This is a genomic window from Mycobacterium sp. 852002-10029_SCH5224772 (assembly GCF_001667315.1).
Taxonomy (GTDB): Bacteria; Actinomycetota; Actinomycetes; order Mycobacteriales; family Mycobacteriaceae; genus Mycobacterium.
Genome location: NZ_LZHT01000135.1, coordinates 59,688 through 76,571 on the forward strand (window position 1 = coordinate 59,688; position 16,884 = coordinate 76,571).

Sequence of the window (16,884 nt, forward strand, 5' to 3'; positions counted from 1 at the left end):
TTGCGCGCACACTGTTTTTAGTGGCACACTCATTTGGTGCTCAATGTGCAGTGTCGACGACGCTCCTCGACCCAGGAGTGGCGCCGCCGATTTCCCCACGGGTGCCGTTCCGCGGTGCCCGTGGTCTAACTGCTTCCGCAGAGCCCCGGGCCCGCTTTCGGCACCCGGGGCTCTTCTTCTGTGAGGCCCGATACTGCATGAGTCCAGAACCCACACATCACGACGACGGCGCGGAGGCAGCAGAGATGAACATCGAGGTGGTGGAGGCCCAAGAGGCCACCGACATCGACGACTTGCGTCAGGAGATCGATCGGCTGGACGCCGAGATCCTCGCCGCGGTCAAGCGGCGCACCGAGGTATCTCAGGCGATCGGCAAAGCCCGGATGGCCTCCGGCGGCACGCGACTTGTCCATAGCCGCGAGATGAAGGTCATCGACCGCTACAGCGAGCTCGGCCCCGACGGTAAGGACCTGGCGATACTGCTGCTGCGGCTGGGCAGGGGCCGGCTCGGTCACTAACCGGCGGCCGGCGCCGGGCTCAGCGCCGCACCTGGCTCCTTCACGTCAGAGCCCATAGGGTCGAAGCATGACCTTTGTGCACCTCCTCCCCGACGTCACCGCCACCCCGGCGTGGGACGCCCTGCGCAGGCATCATGAACAAATCGGCGACACCCATCTGCGCCAGTTCTTTGACGAGGACCCCGATCGCGGGCGCGAGTTGAATGTCTCGGTGGGTGACCTTTACATCGACTACAGCAAGCACCGAATCACTCGAGAAACGCTGCGGCTCTTGGTCGATCTGGCCCGCACCGCGCATCTCGAAGAGCGCCGCGACCAGATGTTCGCCGGGGTCCACATCAACACCTCGGAGGATCGTGCGGTGTTGCACACCGCGCTGCGGCTGCCGAGGGACACCGAGCTGGTGGTCGACGGCCAAAACGTCGTCGAGGACGTGCATGCCGTGCTGGACAGGATGGGCGATTTCACCGACCGGTTGCGCAGCGGTGAATGGACCGGAGCCACCGGGAAGCGGATCAGCACCGTCGTCAACATCGGCATCGGCGGATCGGACCTCGGACCGGTGATGGTCTACCAGGCCCTGCGTCACTATGCGGATGCGGGCATCTCGGCGCGCTTCGTCTCCAACGTCGACCCCGCCGACCTGATCGCCGCCCTGGCCGACTTAGACCCCGCCACAACACTTTTCATTGTCGCGTCGAAGACCTTTTCGACGCTGGAAACCCTGACCAACGCCACGGCCGCGCGTCGCTGGGTGACCGACGCCCTCGGCGACGCCGCGGTAGCGCAGCACTTCGTGGCCGTCTCCACCAACAGGCGCCTCGTCGACGACTTCGGGATCAACACCGACAACATGTTCGGCTTCTGGGATTGGGTCGGAGGCCGCTACTCGGTGGACTCGGCGATCGGCCTGTCGGTGATGGCCGTCATCGGCCGGGAAGCCTTCGCGGACTTCCTCTCCGGATTCCACATCGTCGACCGGCATTTCAAGACCACTCCGCTGGAGTCCAACGCGCCTGTGCTGCTTGGGCTTATCGGCCTGTGGTACTCCAACTTCATGGGCGCGCAATCACGTGCGGTGCTGCCCTACTCCAACGACCTGGCACGGTTTGCCGCCTATCTGCAACAGCTGACCATGGAATCCAACGGCAAATCCACCCGCGCGGACGGCAGCCCGGTCACCACCGACACCGGTGAAATCTTTTGGGGCGAACCGGGAACCAACGGACAGCACGCTTTCTATCAGTTGCTGCATCAAGGCACCCGGTTGGTGCCCGCGGACTTCATCGGTTTCAGCCAACCCATCGACGACCTGCCCACCGCCGAGGGCGACGGCAGCATGCACGACTTGTTGATGAGCAACTTCTTCGCCCAGACCCAGGTATTGGCCTTCGGCAAGACCGCCGAAGAGATCGCCGCCGAAGGCACACCCGCAGATATCGTGCCGCACAAGGTAATGCCCGGTAACCGGCCGTCGACCTCGATTCTGGCCGACCGGCTCACCCCGTCGGTCATGGGCCAGCTGATCGCACTCTACGAGCATCAGGTCTTCACCGAGGGAGTGATCTGGGGAATCGACTCGTTCGACCAGTGGGGTGTGGAGCTGGGCAAAACTCAAGCCAAAGCGCTGCTCCCGGTGCTCACCGCGGACAACTCGCCGGCGCCGCAATCGGATAGCTCGACTGATGCCCTGGTCCGCCGCTACCGCAGCGAACGAGGCCGCAGCAGCTAGCCCCCCGCGGCAAACGGCTCTCGCTCAGGCGAACATCTTGGTCAGCTGCGGCGGCAGCACCCGCATCAACTGCACCAGCGGCGCCCACGGCCACCACGGCACCGCCGCCCGGCCGGGCTCCCGCTCCATGGCGGCGACGAGCGCGTTGACACCAGTTTCGTTGTCCACCATCAACATTGTGCTGTTCGACTTGGCCGTCATCTCCGACTCGATGTAACCGGGCTCGATGACAGAAACCTTGATGGGACCCTTGGCGTATTCGGCGCGCAACGATTCGCCCAGTGAGCTCACGCCGGCCTTGCTCGCCGCGTACGCCGCCTTGACGCCCGGCACACCTTTGTTGCCGAGCACCGACGAAATCAGTACCAGGTGGCCCGAACCGTTCTTGTTGAACATCTCCAGCGCGGTCTCGATCTGCACCAGCGCGGACACCAGGTTGGTCTCGATGGTCGCCTTGTTGGCCCACAGCTTGCCGGAGCCGAGTTTGGCGCCCTTGCCGATACCCGCGTTGACGATGATCCGGTCGATGCCGCCCAGCTCGTCGCTGAGTTCGGCAAACACTTTCGGGACGGCCTCGTGGTCGTTGACGTCCAGCGCGGCGACCGCGACGGTGATGCCCGGATGCTTCTGCGTCAGCTCGGCCTTGAGCTCATCGAGCCGGTCGGTGCGACGGGCGCACAGTGCAAGGTCGCGGCCCTTGGCGGCGAAGCCGCGCGCCATGCCGGCGCCCAGCCCGGAGCTGGCACCCGTGATGAGGATCTTCTGGCGAGTCATCGGGGCAGCATATCGACAGGTGTCAAGTCCGGAGTCGGGCGACTACTTCAGCAAACGCGACATCCGCCGGTCGGCCAGGATTTTGCCCCCGGTCTGACACGTCGGACAATATTGAAAAGACTTGTCCGCGAACGATACTTCGCGCACAGTGTCCCCGCACACCGGGCAGGGCAGCCCCGTGCGGGCGTGCACGCGCAATCCGGAACGCTTCTCGCCTTTGAGCGTTGCCGCGCCCTGGCCGACGGAGCGGCTCACCGCGTCGGTGAGCACCGTGAGCATCGCGTCGTGCAGCGTGGCGAGCTGCTTCTCGGACAGCTTGCCGGCGGTGGCGAAGGGCGAGATCTTCGCGACGTGCAAAATCTCGTCGCTGTAGGCGTTGCCGATGCCGGCGATCACCTTCTGGTCAGTGATGACCGTCTTGATCCGGCCGGTGTTGCCGGCCAGAACGCGGGCCAGATCGTCGGGGCCGAGTTCCAGCGCGTCCGGCCCGAGGGCGGCGATCTGCGGGATCTGCTGCGGGTCACCGACCAGCCACACCGCCAGCCGCTTCTGAGTGCCGGCCTCGGTCAGATCGAAGCCGGGCGCCTCACCGGGGGTGCCCAGGTGCACCCGCAGCGCAATCGGCCCCTTGCCGGGTCGCAGCGGCGCCGCAGCCAGCTTTTCGGACCACCGCAACCAGCCCGCCCGGGACAAATGGGCAATCAAAAACAGATCGTCCGTCCGAAGCCCCAGGTATTTGCCCCAGCGGTCGGCCCCGACCACGGTCTGGCCGTGCAACGCGCTGACCGGCGGGTCGAACGTCTTCAGCACGGACAGGGCGGCGACATCGACCCGGCCGACGGGCAGGCCCACGGCGTGGCGCCGTAGATGGTCGACCAGCGCTTCGATCTCGGGCAGTTCGGGCACGGTTTCAGTGTGCCGGTCGCAGCAAATAAGTGTCCATGATCCAGCCGTGTCGGGCGCGCGCTTCGGCTCGCAGCGCAACGATGCGGGGCCCCACCTGCCCGACCGTGCCCGCGATGAGCAGCTCGTCGTCGGTACCCAGGTAGGCGCCCCACCAGATTCGGGTCTCAGGCGGGCATACCTGAAAAGAACAGTCCGCGTCGAGCATCACGACGGCCGACCCGGCCAACCCATGCGCGCGCAACTGCCGGCCGGTGGTGATCAGAACGGGTTCACCGACCTCGTTGAGCGGGATGCGATGGCGGGCGGTCAACGCCTGCACCGCGGTGATGCCCGGGATCACGTCGAACGTGAAATCGACCTGTGCGGCCGCTGCCTTGATGGCATCGAGGATGCGCAGGGTGCTGTCGTAGAGCGAGGGATCGCCCCAGGCCAAAAAGGCGCCGACGCCGTGCGGGCCCAGCTCGGCCGAGATGGCCTTGGCCCAGACCTGTGCGCGTGCGGCATGCCAATCGGCGACGGCATCGCGGTACTCGGCATCATCTGCGCGCTTGGGGTCGGGCAGCTCGACGAACCGGTAGCCCGGCTCGCGGATGAACCGGGTGCAGATCTCGCGTCGCAGCGCCACCAGGTCGCTCTTGCGCTCGCCCTTGTCCATCGCGAAAAACACCTGCGTGTCGTTGAGCGCCTCGATCGCCTGCACCGTCACGTAGTCGGGGTCCCCGGCGCCGATGCCGATGACGTGGATGTGCCGGCCCAATGAACTCTCCTGACTCGCGTCGCTGGTCAAACACCTTGCCGAATCGATACCGCAAAGGCCTAGTCGGGACCTGAAGTACCCGGTACCATGGGTACTGTCTAAGCACCCAATGGAGGGACGCCAGCGCCATGACCATTCCGGTGAAGCCAATCGGGCCGAGTCGTGAAGAGTTCTCGGAGCGGTTGCTGAAGGGTTCGGTCAAGAAGTCCTATGAGCCCGTCGTCGATATCGATTGGGACGCCCCGCTGGACCCGGACAAGTTCTATCTGCCGCCGCGGCTGGTGTCGCTCTACGGCACCCCCATGTGGGACGAGATGACCCGCGAACAGCAGATCGAGCTGTCCCGCCAGGAGTTGGTCAACACGCTCTCAGCCGGGATCTGGTTTGAGAACATGCTCAACCAATCGCTGCTGCGCACCATCCTGCACGAAGACCCGACCAGTAAGTCGACGCACTACAAACTGACCGAATTGGGCGACGAGACGCGGCACATGGTCATGTTCGGCAAGGCCATCGAGCGCATCGGCGCAAAGCCGGTGCGCCCCCGGCTGTTTCACCGGATGATCATCAACGCGCTTCCGCTGGCTTTTCAGCGCGGCTCGATGCTGTGGGTGGCCGCCCTGATCGGTGAGGAAATCTTCGACTCGCTGCAGCGGCAGATGATGGACGACCCCGAACTCCAGCCAATCATTCAGCGGCTCATGCGTATTCACGTGACCGAAGAGGCGCGCCACATCCAATTCGCGCGCGACGGCGCGCGCAAACGCGTGGCCGAAATGCCCCGGTTCAACCGCTGGTTCATGGCCAACATCAACGGGGTGGGCGGCTACTTCTTCAACTATCTGTTCAGCAACCCGGTCCCTTATGCGCGAACGGGTCTCGACCCGCAGCGGGCCCGAAGGATTGCGCGCACCAGCATGCATCGCCGCGACATTCAGGTTGCCGGGTTCGCGCCGCTGGCCGCGTTTTTGACCGAGGTGGGCCTGATGGGACGCCTCGCCCGCCGCGGCTGGAAGCGCAGCAGGTTTCTGTGACGCAGCCGCGTGCTGGCGGCGAATCCCGCTGCCACATCGCCATTGTCGGCGCGGCGGGCGGCGGTCAGAGCGCCCGCGACGCCTTGGTAGGCGCCGGGTTCACCGACCTGGTCCTGCTCGACCCGCCCGACCGGGACGTCGTCACTTCGCGGTTCGACGATGACACCGACACCTGGCTGTTGACGACGGCCGGTGGCGAGATCGTTCGGGCCGATGTGGTCGTCGCCCCCGGCCGAGGCGTCTACGTTCCGTGGCTACCGCGCACCGTCGGGCGTGACGAGTTTCGCGGCGAGTCGTTTCACGCCGCGGCATGGGATCCGGCCTTCGACCCGTCCGGCAAACGCATCGCGGTCATCGGCACCGACGCCACGGCCGGCCACCACCTCGGTCGGCTCACCGAAGCGGCGGCATCCGTCACCGTCTTTCCCCACGCGCCGCGTCGCGTTGTCACCGAAGTGCCGCTGTGGACAACCCGCGCCACACGCTGGCTGCGGCGCCGCGCCCGAGCGAACGCGCCGCGTCCGTCGGTGGGGATCGCTTCGTCCCCCATCTCGGCGGTGACGGCGTCAGGAGTGCGCACCGGCGATGGCGTCCACCATCGCGTCGACGCCATCATCTACGGCACCGGATTCTCGATCTCCGATCACGTCGCCGATGAGATGCTGACCGGCGCGGGCGGGCTGCCCCTCCGCCAGGCCTGGCACGACGGCATGGAACCGTTCTGCGGGGTGGCGGTGCGCGGATTTCCCAACTACTTCTTCATCGCCGGACCCGATCCCGGCGCGCAAGCCCGCTACATCGTCGAGTGCCTGAAACTCATGAAGCGCACCGGCAGCCGCCGCATCGAGGTGCGTGCCAGCAGCCAGCATGTCTTCAACGAACGCGCCCAACTGCGGCCGGACGAACCCCCACCGGTGGCGTCCGCCTTCGACCTTTCGGCCAGCGTGCCCGCCGGTGATGACACCTACGACGGCGCCGCGACACTGGAGATCGCCGGCAACCGCCATCCGGTGCGGGTCCGGCTCAAGGGCCATTTGGACCCGATCGACGGGCGCTACCACTGGCAGGGAACGGTCTTTGGCTCGCCAGCCGACGACCTCAAACAAGCGCGGAATGCCACGCTGACGGTGGGTCAGCGCAGCGCGCCGGCGCGCATTGTCGAAGCGACACCCTGGGGCACGCACTCGGTCGCCGGCATGGGCGCTCCCCCGTACACGCTGAGCACCGGGTGAACTGGCACCGGCACCGCGTCGTCGGCTGACGCCGGCCAGCACGTTTCTGCAGGAAATGACCTATTTATCGGCCATACCAGAAAGTTTGGCCACGCTCACCGCGTGGTAACCCCGAGGAAAGCGCGTGCTGGGCAATGAACTCCATGGCGCGTTCGGGGCGGATGCGAATCGGCGTCTCGACGGGCACCGAGGGGGCGCATGATCATTCATTGCGGGACTGCGGCATGAGTCCGGGGGGATCCCGATTGCAGCCTGCTGCTTGTCGCTGCATCGAGGCCGGTCGGTCGCGAACTAGACTTTTACCGCTGAGGGCGGATACTCAAGCAGTCGGCCCGGCAGAACACACAAGGAGCGGGAAATGAAACCGGACGTCCCGATCGAGCTGGGATGAGCCCGGTGGCTGAGTCGGCCAGCTCGTTGGCCGTCGCGACGCGGACGGATGACTCCATAGCCGTTCTGACCGTCGATGGTGTGCTTGACGGCGCCAACTCCAGCGCACTGCGCGACCGCCTCATCAAGGCGACGTCGAACGGGGCCTCCGCCGTCATCGTCAACGTCTCCGGGCTCAAGCTGAACGCCGAACCTGCATGGTCGACGTTCATGGGCGCCTACTGGCAGATCGGCAGCGCAGCCCACGTTCCGATCGTGTTCGTCTGCACCAACCGGTCGGCCCGCGAGGAGATCAACCGCAGCGGTATCGCCCATTTCATGCCGGTGTATTCCAGCGAGAAGGCGGCGATCAAGGCGCTCGGCCAAAACGGCCGTCGCGCCGTACCGCGTGCCGATGCCCAGTTGCCCGCCGATCTGACCAGCCTGCGCGAGTCGCGGCGCCTGGTCCGCGAGTGGCTCACCACGTGGTCGCAGGCCAAGCTCATCCCCGTCGCCCTGGTCGTCGTCAACGTGTTCGTGGAGAACGTGCTGGAGCACACCGCCAGCGTCCCGGCGATGCGGATCGAGGCGCAGGGCACGGCGGCGACCATCGCGGTGTCCGACGCCAGCAACACGCCCGCCGTGCGGCTTCCGTCCCCGCCGAAGGGCATCGACGTGTCCGGCCTGGCGATCGTCGAGGCGCTGTCGCGGGCGTGGGGCAGCACGCCGACATCGTCGGGCAAGACGGTGTGGGCGGTCATCGGCCCCGAAAACCAGCTGTAACGCGTTCCAACCGGTTCTAGGCGCACCAATCTGCCGGTTGTGCTGAAACTAGAACACGTTCTAATGTCGTGTGACGACCCCTCCAGGAAGGCAGATGACGTGCGGTTTACCTACGCAGAGGCGATGACTGACTTTCGGTTCTACATCCCGCTGGCCAAGGCCGCCGAGGCCGCCGGCTACGACGCCATGACGATCGCCGACAGCATCGCCTATCCCTTCGAATCCGACTCGAAGTACCCCTACACCCCCGACGGCAACCGCGAGTTCCTGGACGGCAAGGAGTTCATCGAAACCTTTGTGCTCACATCGGCATTGGGCGCGGTCACCTCGAAGCTTCGGTTCAACTTCTTCGTCCTCAAGCTGCCCATCCGGCCGCCGGCGTTGGTGGCCAAGCAAATTGGGTCGCTGGCGGCGATGACCGACAACCGAGTGGGTTTCGGCGTCGGTACCAGCCCGTGGCCTGAGGACTACGAATTGCTGGGAGTCCCTTTCGCCAAGCGGGGCAAGCGGATGGACGAATGCATCGAGATCATCCAGGGCCTCACCTCGGGTGACTACTTCGAATTCCACGGCGAGTTCTACGACATCCCCAAGACCAAGATGACACCGGCTCCGACCAAACCCGTCCCGATCCTGATCGGCGGTCACGCCGACGCGGCGCTGCGGCGCGCGGCCCGGTTGGACGGCTGGATGCACGGCGGCGGCGACCCCGAGGAACTCGACCACCTCCTTGCCAAGCTGAAGAAATTCCGCGAGGAGGCAGGCAAGACCGGGCCGTTCGAGATCCACGTCATCTCTGCCGACGCCTACACCGCCGACGGCATCAAACGGCTCGAAGACAAGGGCGTCACGGACGTCATCGTGGGCTTCCGCATCCCCTACATCAAGGGAAATGACACCGAGCCGTTAGAGAGCAAGATCCGCAACCTGGAGATGTTCGCGGAGAACGTGATCGCGAAGCTTTAGCGGCGGTCGCAAGCGCGGCGAAGCCGCGCGGAGCGGGCCGCCGCCATCGAACTAGCGGCGGTCGCTATCTCGTCACAGCGGATCCCATCGCGGCGCGCGTTTCTCTTGGTGAGCCTTGGCGGCCTCGACCGGGTTGTTGGTGAAGCCGGTGAGGATCTGGGTGCGGTTCTCGATCTCGATGGCATGGCGCAGGCTGGGCGCGTCCAGCGCCGCGTTGAGCCCAATCTTGGTCTGCCACACGCCATAAGCGTTGTTCTGGGTGATCGAGCGGGCCAGCGTGAGCGCGGCGGGCATCAGGTCGTCGGGCGCGACTACCTCATGCACCAGTTTGATGCGGTAGGCCTCGGCCGCGTCGATGATGCGACCGGTGAGCATGAGTTCGCGTGCTACCCCGGCGCCCACGATTTTCGGCAGCAGGTAGCTGGTGCCCATGTCCATCGACGAGAAGCCGGCCTTGATGAACACCGAGCCGAACCGGGCCTGATCCGAGGCGACCCGGATATCGCTGACCAACGTGAACGCCAGGCCACCGCCGACGGCGACACCGTTGACGGCGGCGATCACCGGGATGTCGAGTTCGTAGATCCGGGTGTAGAGGTTGGCCAGCCGGACCTGAGCGTCGTAGTTGACCTTGAACGCCGGGGTAGTCGGCTTGTTCTGCGTCCAGGGCTGCCCGGTGCCGCTCAAATCGGCGCCGGCGCAGAACCCACGCCCGGCGCCGGTCAGGATCGCCACCCTGAACTCGCCTGTGCTGAGCGTGTCCAAGGCGTCATCGACGCCGTCGATCAACGATCCATCGATGGCGTTGAGGCGTTCGGGCCGGTTCAGGGTGATGCAGGCGATGTTGTCCTCGAGGGTTTCGAGTTTCACTGAAGGCATACCGAGACCGTAGGCGACCGACCGGGCATACCGTGGTTTGGCCACACATCGAAGGAGCAGCCATGGCACGAGTTCACCAAGTTGGCGACCGGCGAACTCGATTCCTCCGACATCGAAAAGGGCGTGGGGTTTTCGCGGTTCGTCGACACCTTCGCCGCGCGGGCGCTGTTGTACGACGACTATTTCGCTGCGGCCGGACAGGCCGGCCTGCGCCAGGTCGTGATCGTGGCGTCGGGCCTGGATTCCCGCGCCTATCGGCTGCCTTGGTGCTGATCGGCTTCCTTCCGCCCGAGGCGGAGGTGCGGTTGTTGGATACCATCATTCCGTTGTCCAGCGAGGGCAGCCGGTTCGCCGCCGACTTCGGGGCCGTCGCCGGGACCTCGCCGCAGATGCAGGAACAATCCCGGCGCATGGCCGAGGGTTGGCGACGGCAGGGACTCGATCTGGACATCACCGCGTTGACCTATCCCGGGGAGCACACCGACGTGGCCGCGCATTTGCAGGCCAACGGATGGGAGACCTCCACATTCCGGCTGGCCGACCTATTTTCGGAGGCGGGCCTGCCGGAACTGGGGGAAGCCGAGCACCAGGCCCCCGCCGCGACGATCAGTTTTGTGCGGGCGATCAAGTCCTGACCGCGAGAGTGCAACGCAGCACCTCGTCTCGAGAAATGCGTTGGCAGTTGCACTTTCGCGGCCGCGAGAACGGTCACGAGGTTCGTTTGGCCAGCCATTCGGCCTGCATCACGAGCAGGGCCATGACCTCCAATTGCGGTGTCTGCGAGTCGAGTTCGCGGTATCGCTGGTAGACGTTGACGACCACGCGCTCGGCGTCCAGCCACGTCGCGTACTCACCGAGGTCGATGGTGTCGGCGGCCTCGGCCCACGACAGGCCCCTGCGGTAGGCGGCCTCAGCCTGTTCGGAGACGTGCACGAGATAGCCACGCACCGCGCGGATTCCATCCGGATCGGTGACCGGGCCGTGGCCGGGTATCACCGTCGGCGCGTCCAGCGCAATCATCGCGTCGCACGCCGCGACCCAGTTGGCGATCGGGCCGGCCCACACGATGGGCGTGCAGCCGATGAACAACAGGTCGCCGCCGAACAGCACCCCGGCGTCCGGGACATGCACCACCGAGTCGGCGGCGGTGTGCGCGGGACCCAGATTCAGCACATCGATGCGCCGCCCGCCGACTTCGACGGCCAGGTTGCGCTCGAACGTCTGGTCGGCGTTGCGCAGCGTGATGTTGCTGAAGTCGAAGTGCCCGAAGCGTTCTCGCGTGTACGGGGTGGCGACCGGCCCGAGGTTGGCGGTCTGCGCCATGGCCAGCATCTCCGGGGCCATCCCGTGTTCGATCTCCTCGGCGGTGCCGCGCGCGGCGATGATCCGCACCGAGGGATCGAGCAGTTGGTTGCCGTGCGTGTGGTCCCCGTTGGAGTGCGTGATCACCGCGTCGGTGATCGGCGCGGACGCGGTGATGGGCCGCATCGCGGTGAGCATTTCGCGGGTCAGCGCCAGGTCGAACAACGTGTCCACCAGCAGGGAGGCGCCGTCGCCGGCAATCAGCCCGGCGTTGCTCCATCCGTAGCCGCCGTCGGGCAGCGTCCAGGCCCACACCCGGTCGGCGACCTCGTGCAACCCCCGCGTGTAGGGCACTCGCGCACGGGCGCGGTTGACCCGCCGCGGGGCGGGCGCGGCGTCCGGATTGGGCCGCGCGGCCAACGGGTGCGGCGCGCCGCTTGCGCGCACCCTTTGTCGGGTCTCCCCGAGTCCTTGGACCTGGAGCGTGACGACGTCGCCGTCGTGCAGCCAACCCGGAAACGATTCCAGCGCAGCGGGATTGAGGTGCTCGACCAGCGTGCAGCTGGGTACCGTCCCGGACCCGATGACGTCCCCGGGAGCAAGGGTGACGCCGCGCGACGCATAGGAGATGACTTCGCCGAAGGTCCAATCCATCTGGGCGGTCGAGCCGGAACCGATGACGACGTCGTTGACCAGGGCGGTGACCCGCAGGTCCAACCTGCCGTCCCGGCGATACGGCTCGAGTTCATCGGGGGTCACCAGGTAGGGGCCCAGCGTGACCCCGCTGTCTTTACCCTTGCCTTGCCCGATCCCCAGTTGGCTCTCCATCTGCTGCAGGTCGCGGGCGGACCAGTCGTTGAAGATCGTGTAGCCGATGATCGCCTGTTCCGCCTGGTCGACGGTGAGATCCTTGCCGCCGGCTCCGATCACCGCGGCGATCTCCAATTCGAAGTCCTGCCACGCACTTCCGGGCGCCGTCGGGGCGTCGTCATACGGACCCAAAATGGTTGCCGGGCAGGCGAAGTAAAACGCGGGTATGCGGTACCACGAGTCGCCGAGTACCCGGCCGGCGCCCAGCGCGGCCTGGCAGTTGCGCATGTGGTCGAGGAAGCACAGGGAATCGCGGACCGAGGGTGGACGCGGAATCGGTGCCAACAATCTCACGTCCGCCAGCGGGACGACCGCCGCCGGGGAACGCTGCACATCCTCACCCGCCTGCGCGAATCCCTGTGAACCACGAGCGACGAGATCGAGGAGCGTCACGCCTGACGGCATGGCATGGATCGTGTCACCCGACAGGACGCCGACGCGTTCACCGCCCGACTCACCTTGGTAGGTAACCCATTTCATTCGCGCACCACCTCACTTGCCTCCTTGTCCGGCCGTAAACCGCGCCAACTCGATTGGCGTAACCGGTCATCCGGTGTCCACTCGCTGTAGCGCACTTCCCCCACCAGAACCGGCTCGACGAACGTCACGCCCCTGGCTTCGCTTCTGGGAAGCGGCGGATCGAAGGGGGATTGGTCGGTGTGCAGTGGTGCGAGCGTCTTCTTCAAATTGGCCAGGTCACGTTCGGTGAATCCGGTGCCGACGCGCCCGGCGAAATGCAGCCCGCCCGCGCCGGGGATGCCCATCAGCAGTGAGCCAATACCGCTGCTGCGTCCACCTTCGCCGGCTTTCCAGCCGCCGATGACAACTTCCTGGGTGTTCCAGTGCTTGTCCTTGATCCACGACGACGAGCGGCGGCCCGGCTGATAGGTGGAGTCGCGCTTCTTCGCGATCACCCCCTCCCAGCCGCGCTCCCCGGAATGCTCCAGCGCCTGTTTGCCGTCGCCCGACAGCAACTCGGGGACGAGGAGGTTGCTGCCGGCGGCCAGCATTTCCAGCAGCTTTCGCCGATCCCGGTAGCGGGCCCGCAGCAGCGAGCGGCCATCGAGGTAAAGCAGATCGAACGCCCAGAATTCCACCCGTGAACCCCTGCCGCGGTTTTGCATCTGGTGGAAGTTGGGCACCCCCGAGGAGTCCAGTACGACGGCCTCGCCGTCGAGGACCACGTGATGGTCGGCGAGATCGTCTGCCAGCGAATGCAGTTCGCGGTACTCCTGGGTGACTTCGCGCCCGCGTCGCGACCGTATCCGCACGGCGCCGTGGTCGGCCTCGATCAAAAGCCGGTAGCCATCCCATTTGCCCTCGAACGCCCATTGGCTTGCCTTCAGTGCCTTCACCGAACCATGGGTGGCGAACATGGGGGCGATCGTGTCGAACTCGAAGACCTTCTGGTCCTTCATCCGGTGCGCCAGCCACTGGTCGCCGTTGGTTTGAATCAGCGCATAGCGTCCGGAGATCTTGCTGCCGCGTAGGTTGACGATGACCTCATCGTCCTGAAACTTTTCCGCGTCGTAGGTTCCGGAGTCCCAGATGATCACCTTGCCGGCACCGTATTCGCCCTTGGGGATGACACCTTCGAAGCCGCCGTATTCCAGGGGATGGTCTTCGGTATGGACCGCCAGGTGATTCACCGAGGTGGTGTCGGGCAGGTTTTTGGGCACCGCCCAGGACACCAGCACGCCGTCGCGTTCCAGCCGGAAGTCGTAGTGCAGCCGGCGGGCGTGGTGCTCTTGGATGACGAAGCTGTTCCCTTGCCCGATAGCAGGTTTCGCCGCCGGGACCGGCTCGGGGGTCTTCATCGCATCGCGCATGCTGCGGTATTTGGTCAGCCGATCCGGGACCGGCGCATCCTCGTCCAGCTCCGCAAGCAGGTCGCCGTCGCGCGCGACCCGGGCCAGCACCTCGTCATACCGCAGCTGGCGCAGCGATGGGTCGTCGAGTTCGTCCCAGGTGCGCGGCGCCGCGACGGTGGGATGTTCGCGTCCGCGTAGCGAGTACGGCGCGATCGTCGTCTTGGAGCCGTTGTTCTGGCTCCAGTCCAGAAAAATCTTCCCCGCCCGCAGGCTCTTGGTCATGGTCGACGTGACCAGCTTGGGCATCGCCTTTTCCAGCTGTTGCGCAACGCGTTTGGCCAACACCGTGGCGCCTTTGCTGGTCACCGGCTCCTGCAGCGGCGCGTACAGGTGCAAGCCCTTGCTGCCGCTGGTCAGCGGGAAGGTGGTCAGTCCGATCCCCGCGATCAGGTCGCGGACGGCGCGCGCCACCTCGGCCATCTGGGCCATCGTCACGCGTTCGCCCGGATCGAGGTCGAACACCAATCGCGTCGCCGGGCCGGGCTTGAGTTCTTCGGCCCGGCTGCGGGTCCACTCGGCGACGAACCGCCACTGCGGCACGTGGACCTCCAGCGCCGCCTGTTGGGCGATCCACGCCAGGCCGGCGGGGTCGTCGATGATCGGGTAGGTGGTCGTCCCGGATCGGTGGGTCACGCTGGCGCGCGGCAGCCAGTCGGGCGCCGACGAGGCCAGTTGCTTCTCGAAGAAGGATTCCTGTTCGACGCCGTTGGGCCAGCGTTTGCGCGTGGCCGGACGCCCGGCAATGTGCGGAATCATCACCTCGGCGATCCGCGTGTAATAGTCGAAGATGTCGCTCTTGGTCGTTCCGGTGGCGGGATACAGCACTTTCTCGGCGTTGGTCAGCTTGACCCGCGGCCCCGCCGTCGAACTCATAGTGTGAGTCTATGGGCCGCGCGCTGGTGATCGGTGAAGCGTTGATCGACAGAGTCGAGCGGCGCGGCACCGCCGAGCACGTCGGCGGCAGCCCGCTCAACGTCGCGGTGGGGCTGAGCCGGCTGGGGCGCGGCGTCGACTTCTTGACCCACATCGCCGACGACGAATCCGGCCGGCGCATTGTCGCGTACCTGAAATCCTCTGGCGTGCAACTCGTCCCGGGAAGTGTCTCGGCCGAACACACACCGACCGCGGTCGCGACGATAGCCGACGACGGCTCGGCCACTTACACATTCGATTTGCAATGGCAGCTTTCCGGCACGCCCGAGGTCGCGCCGCCCTCGCTGGTGCACACCGGATCGATCGCCGCCGTGCGCGAACCGGGGTGCTTGGCGGTCGCGGCGCTGCTCGACGCTTACCGCGTCTCGGCCACCCTGAGCTTCGACCCCAACGTGCGACCGTCGCTGATCGCCGACCGCGACGCGGCGCAGGCCCGCATCGCGCATCTGGTCGAGCGCAGCGACATCGTCAAGGTCAGTGACGACGACTTGCGGTGGATCGACCCCGACCGCGATCCGCTGCGCACCGCCCGAGGCTGGCTGGCGTCGGGGCCCGCGGTCGTCGTCGTGACCATGGGCGGCCGCGGCGCCATCGCGTTCTGCGCGGCCGGCGATGCCCGGGTGCAGGCCAGGCCGGTCCGGGTGATCGACACCGTGGGCGCCGGCGACGCGTTCATGGTCGGCTTGTTGGATGCGCTGTGGGCAGTGGATTTGTTGGGAGCCGACCGGCGATCCGCCCTGCGCCGGATCGGGCTCGACGCGCTCACTGCGGCACTCGAGGCCGCCGGCCTGGCGTCGGCGCTGACCGTCTCGCGGGCCGGTGCCGATCTTCCCGATCGCGCCGCGCTACGGGCCCAGGCAAACCCGCACCCCTAGGCGTCTCGCGGGGGGCCCGCGCGCTGCCGGACGTAACGCCACGGCGAAAGTTCGAGCACAATCTCGCCGTGCCGTTACGCTCGCGGGCGTCTGAGCAGCGGCGCGACGGCGCGGATGCTGTTAGGCAGCGAACAGTACGGGCATACTGACGTACATGCGCTCCATCTGGAAAGGTTCCATCGCGTTCGGGCTGGTGAACGTTCCGGTCAAGGTGTACAGCGCCACCGAGGACCACGACATCAAGTTCCACCAGGTGCACGCCAAGGACAACGGCCGCATCCGATACCAGCGCGTGTGCGAGGTGGACGGCGAAGTCGTCGAATACCGTGACATCGCCCGGGCCTACGAATCCGACGACGGCCAGATGGTCCTCATCACCGACGACGACATCGCCACCCTGCCCGAAGAACGCAGCCGCGAGATCGAAGTGCTGGAGTTCGTGCCGGCCAGCGACGTGGACCCGATGTTGTTCGACCGCAGCTATTTCCTGGAACCCGACTCCAAGTCGTCGAAATCCTATGTGCTGCTGGCCAAGACGCTTGCCGAGTCGGACCGGATGGCGATCGTGCATTTCACGCTGCGCAACAAGACCCGGCTGGCGGCGTTGCGGGTCAAGGACTTCGGCAAGCGCGACGTGATGGTGATCCATACGTTGTTGTGGCCCGACGAGATTCGTGACCCGGACTTTCCGATCCTCGACAAGAAGGTCGAGATCAAGCCCGCCGAACTCAAAATGGCCGGGCAGGTGGTGGATTCGATGGCCGAAGAGTTCAACCCCGACCGCTACCACGACGACTACCAGGAGCAGCTGCACGAGCTGGTACAGGCCAAACTCGAAGGCGGAGAGGCGTTTACCACCGAGGAGCAGCCCAAGGAGCTGGACGAGACCGAAGACGTCTCCGATCTGCTGGCCCAGCTGGAGGCCAGCGTGAAGGCGCGTTCCGGTGACGGCAAGGCACCGGCGAAAAAGACCACCGCGAGGAAGACCGCCGCCAAGAAAACCGCCGCCAAGAAGACACCCGCAAAAAAGACGGCAGCCAAGAAGGCTCCGGCCAAGAAAGCGGCCTCGAAGTCCTGACCCGA

Annotated in this window: 15 protein-coding genes and 2 pseudogenes; 10 read left to right on the forward strand and 7 right to left on the reverse strand. The window is 66.0% G+C overall.

The features are described 5' to 3' along the window. Positions 1–197 precede the first annotated feature (197 nt). Entirely contained in the window at positions 198–518 is a 321-nt protein-coding gene (locus A5775_RS23890; RefSeq protein WP_082953151.1) for a chorismate mutase, read from the forward strand. 67 nt (positions 519–585) lie between these two features. Beyond that, positions 586–2,250 carry a glucose-6-phosphate isomerase gene (gene pgi / locus A5775_RS23895; protein ID WP_067258207.1) on the forward strand — a complete coding sequence of 555 codons (1,665 nt, stop codon included), beginning with the start codon at positions 586–588 and terminating at the stop codon, positions 2,248–2,250. A 24-nt stretch (positions 2,251–2,274) separates the two neighbouring features. Here the strand turns inward: pgi and A5775_RS23900 are convergent, their stop codons facing one another. The 4 genes and pseudogenes from A5775_RS23900 to cobF form a co-directional block, all read right to left on the reverse strand. Then, positions 2,275–3,024, reverse strand: a complete 750-nt coding sequence (locus A5775_RS23900) for an SDR family oxidoreductase (protein ID WP_067258211.1) — start codon at positions 3,022–3,024, stop codon at positions 2,275–2,277. Positions 3,025–3,066: 42 nt separating this feature from the next. Beyond that, positions 3,067–3,534: a zinc finger domain-containing protein gene (locus A5775_RS25980; RefSeq protein ID WP_231995261.1), complete on the reverse strand. Its 468-nt coding sequence runs from the start codon at positions 3,532–3,534 to the stop codon at positions 3,067–3,069. Positions 3,535–3,687: 153 nt separating this feature from the next. Next, positions 3,688–3,930: pseudogene (locus A5775_RS26100) on the reverse strand (DNA-formamidopyrimidine glycosylase family protein); the annotation flags it as partial. Positions 3,931–3,934: 4 nt separating this feature from the next. Then, positions 3,935–4,687, reverse strand: a complete 753-nt coding sequence (gene cobF, locus A5775_RS23910; protein ID WP_067258220.1) for a precorrin-6A synthase (deacetylating) — start codon at positions 4,685–4,687, stop codon at positions 3,935–3,937. A gap of 128 nt (positions 4,688–4,815) precedes the next feature. Here cobF and A5775_RS23915 point away from each other — a divergent pair, with 128 nt between their 5' ends. The 4 genes from A5775_RS23915 to A5775_RS23930 all read left to right on the forward strand — a co-directional run bounded on the left by A5775_RS23915 (position 4,816) and on the right by A5775_RS23930 (position 9,071). Next, positions 4,816–5,721: a diiron oxygenase gene (locus A5775_RS23915; RefSeq protein ID WP_067258223.1), complete on the forward strand. Its 906-nt coding sequence runs from the start codon at positions 4,816–4,818 to the stop codon at positions 5,719–5,721. After that, positions 5,718–6,953, forward strand: a complete 1,236-nt coding sequence (locus A5775_RS23920; protein WP_197512893.1) for a DUF4873 domain-containing protein — start codon at positions 5,718–5,720, stop codon at positions 6,951–6,953. The genes A5775_RS23915 and A5775_RS23920 overlap by 4 nt, the downstream gene beginning before the upstream one ends. A 387-nt stretch (positions 6,954–7,340) precedes the next feature. Continuing rightward, positions 7,341–8,105: an STAS domain-containing protein gene (locus A5775_RS23925; RefSeq protein WP_067258227.1), complete on the forward strand. Its 765-nt coding sequence runs from the start codon at positions 7,341–7,343 to the stop codon at positions 8,103–8,105. A 99-nt stretch (positions 8,106–8,204) separates the two neighbouring features. After that, positions 8,205–9,071, forward strand: coding sequence for an LLM class flavin-dependent oxidoreductase (locus A5775_RS23930; protein WP_067258231.1), 867 nt, complete (start codon positions 8,205–8,207; stop codon positions 9,069–9,071). 72 nt (positions 9,072–9,143) lie between these two features. On the opposite strand, the gene A5775_RS23935 is transcribed toward A5775_RS23930, so the two are convergent. Beyond that, positions 9,144–9,950, reverse strand: coding sequence for an enoyl-CoA hydratase/isomerase family protein (locus A5775_RS23935; RefSeq protein WP_067258592.1), 807 nt, complete (start codon positions 9,948–9,950; stop codon positions 9,144–9,146). Between the two features lie 72 nt (positions 9,951–10,022). On the opposite strand from A5775_RS23935, the pseudogene A5775_RS25990 reads away from it, so the two are divergent. Then, positions 10,023–10,217, forward strand: a pseudogene (locus A5775_RS25990) (class I SAM-dependent methyltransferase); the annotation flags it as partial. Continuing rightward, the gene (locus A5775_RS25995) at positions 10,217–10,585 is read left to right on the forward strand and encodes a hypothetical protein (protein WP_067258238.1); all 369 of its coding nucleotides are present in this window, start codon (positions 10,217–10,219) and stop codon (positions 10,583–10,585) included. The pseudogene A5775_RS25990 and the gene A5775_RS25995, both read left to right, overlap by 1 nt. Before the next feature lie 73 nt (positions 10,586–10,658). On the opposite strand, the gene A5775_RS23950 is transcribed toward A5775_RS25995, so the two are convergent. Both A5775_RS23950 and A5775_RS23955 read right to left on the reverse strand, forming a co-directional pair. Next, positions 10,659–12,602 (reverse strand): fumarylacetoacetate hydrolase family protein, encoded by a 1,944-nt coding sequence (locus tag A5775_RS23950; protein ID WP_067258241.1) that lies wholly within the window; start codon positions 12,600–12,602, stop codon positions 10,659–10,661. After that, positions 12,599–14,866, reverse strand: a complete 2,268-nt coding sequence (locus A5775_RS23955) for an ATP-dependent DNA ligase (protein ID WP_067258245.1) — start codon at positions 14,864–14,866, stop codon at positions 12,599–12,601. Before A5775_RS23955 ends, A5775_RS23950 begins: the two co-directional genes overlap by 4 nt. An 11-nt stretch (positions 14,867–14,877) precedes the next feature. On the opposite strand from A5775_RS23955, the gene A5775_RS23960 reads away from it, so the two are divergent. Both A5775_RS23960 and A5775_RS23965 read left to right on the forward strand, forming a co-directional pair. Then, on the forward strand, positions 14,878–15,801 hold the full coding sequence (locus tag A5775_RS23960; protein ID WP_067258248.1) for a carbohydrate kinase: 924 nt from the start codon (positions 14,878–14,880) through the stop codon (positions 15,799–15,801). Positions 15,802–15,955: 154 nt separating this feature from the next. Then, positions 15,956–16,879 (forward strand): Ku protein, encoded by a 924-nt coding sequence (locus tag A5775_RS23965; protein WP_067258252.1) that lies wholly within the window; start codon positions 15,956–15,958, stop codon positions 16,877–16,879. Positions 16,880–16,884 lie beyond the last annotated feature (5 nt).

Coding starts and splice junctions, on each gene's coding strand:
- A5775_RS23955 (WP_067258245.1), bottom strand. CDS start 14,866: ATGAGTTCGACGGCGGGGCCGCGGGTCAAGCTGACCAACGCCGAGAAA.
- A5775_RS23925 (WP_067258227.1), top strand. CDS start 7,341: ATGAGCCCGGTGGCTGAGTCGGCCAGCTCGTTGGCCGTCGCGACGCGG.
- A5775_RS23915 (WP_067258223.1), top strand. CDS start 4,816: ATGACCATTCCGGTGAAGCCAATCGGGCCGAGTCGTGAAGAGTTCTCG.
- A5775_RS23965 (WP_067258252.1), top strand. CDS start 15,956: ATGCGCTCCATCTGGAAAGGTTCCATCGCGTTCGGGCTGGTGAACGTT.
- A5775_RS23935 (WP_067258592.1), bottom strand. CDS start 9,950: ATGCCTTCAGTGAAACTCGAAACCCTCGAGGACAACATCGCCTGCATC.
- A5775_RS23960 (WP_067258248.1), top strand. CDS start 14,878: ATGGGCCGCGCGCTGGTGATCGGTGAAGCGTTGATCGACAGAGTCGAG.
- A5775_RS23900 (WP_067258211.1), bottom strand. CDS start 3,024: ATGACTCGCCAGAAGATCCTCATCACGGGTGCCAGCTCCGGGCTGGGC.
- A5775_RS23950 (WP_067258241.1), bottom strand. CDS start 12,602: ATGAAATGGGTTACCTACCAAGGTGAGTCGGGCGGTGAACGCGTCGGC.
- A5775_RS23890 (WP_082953151.1), top strand. CDS start 198: ATGAGTCCAGAACCCACACATCACGACGACGGCGCGGAGGCAGCAGAG.
- pgi (WP_067258207.1), top strand. CDS start 586: ATGACCTTTGTGCACCTCCTCCCCGACGTCACCGCCACCCCGGCGTGG.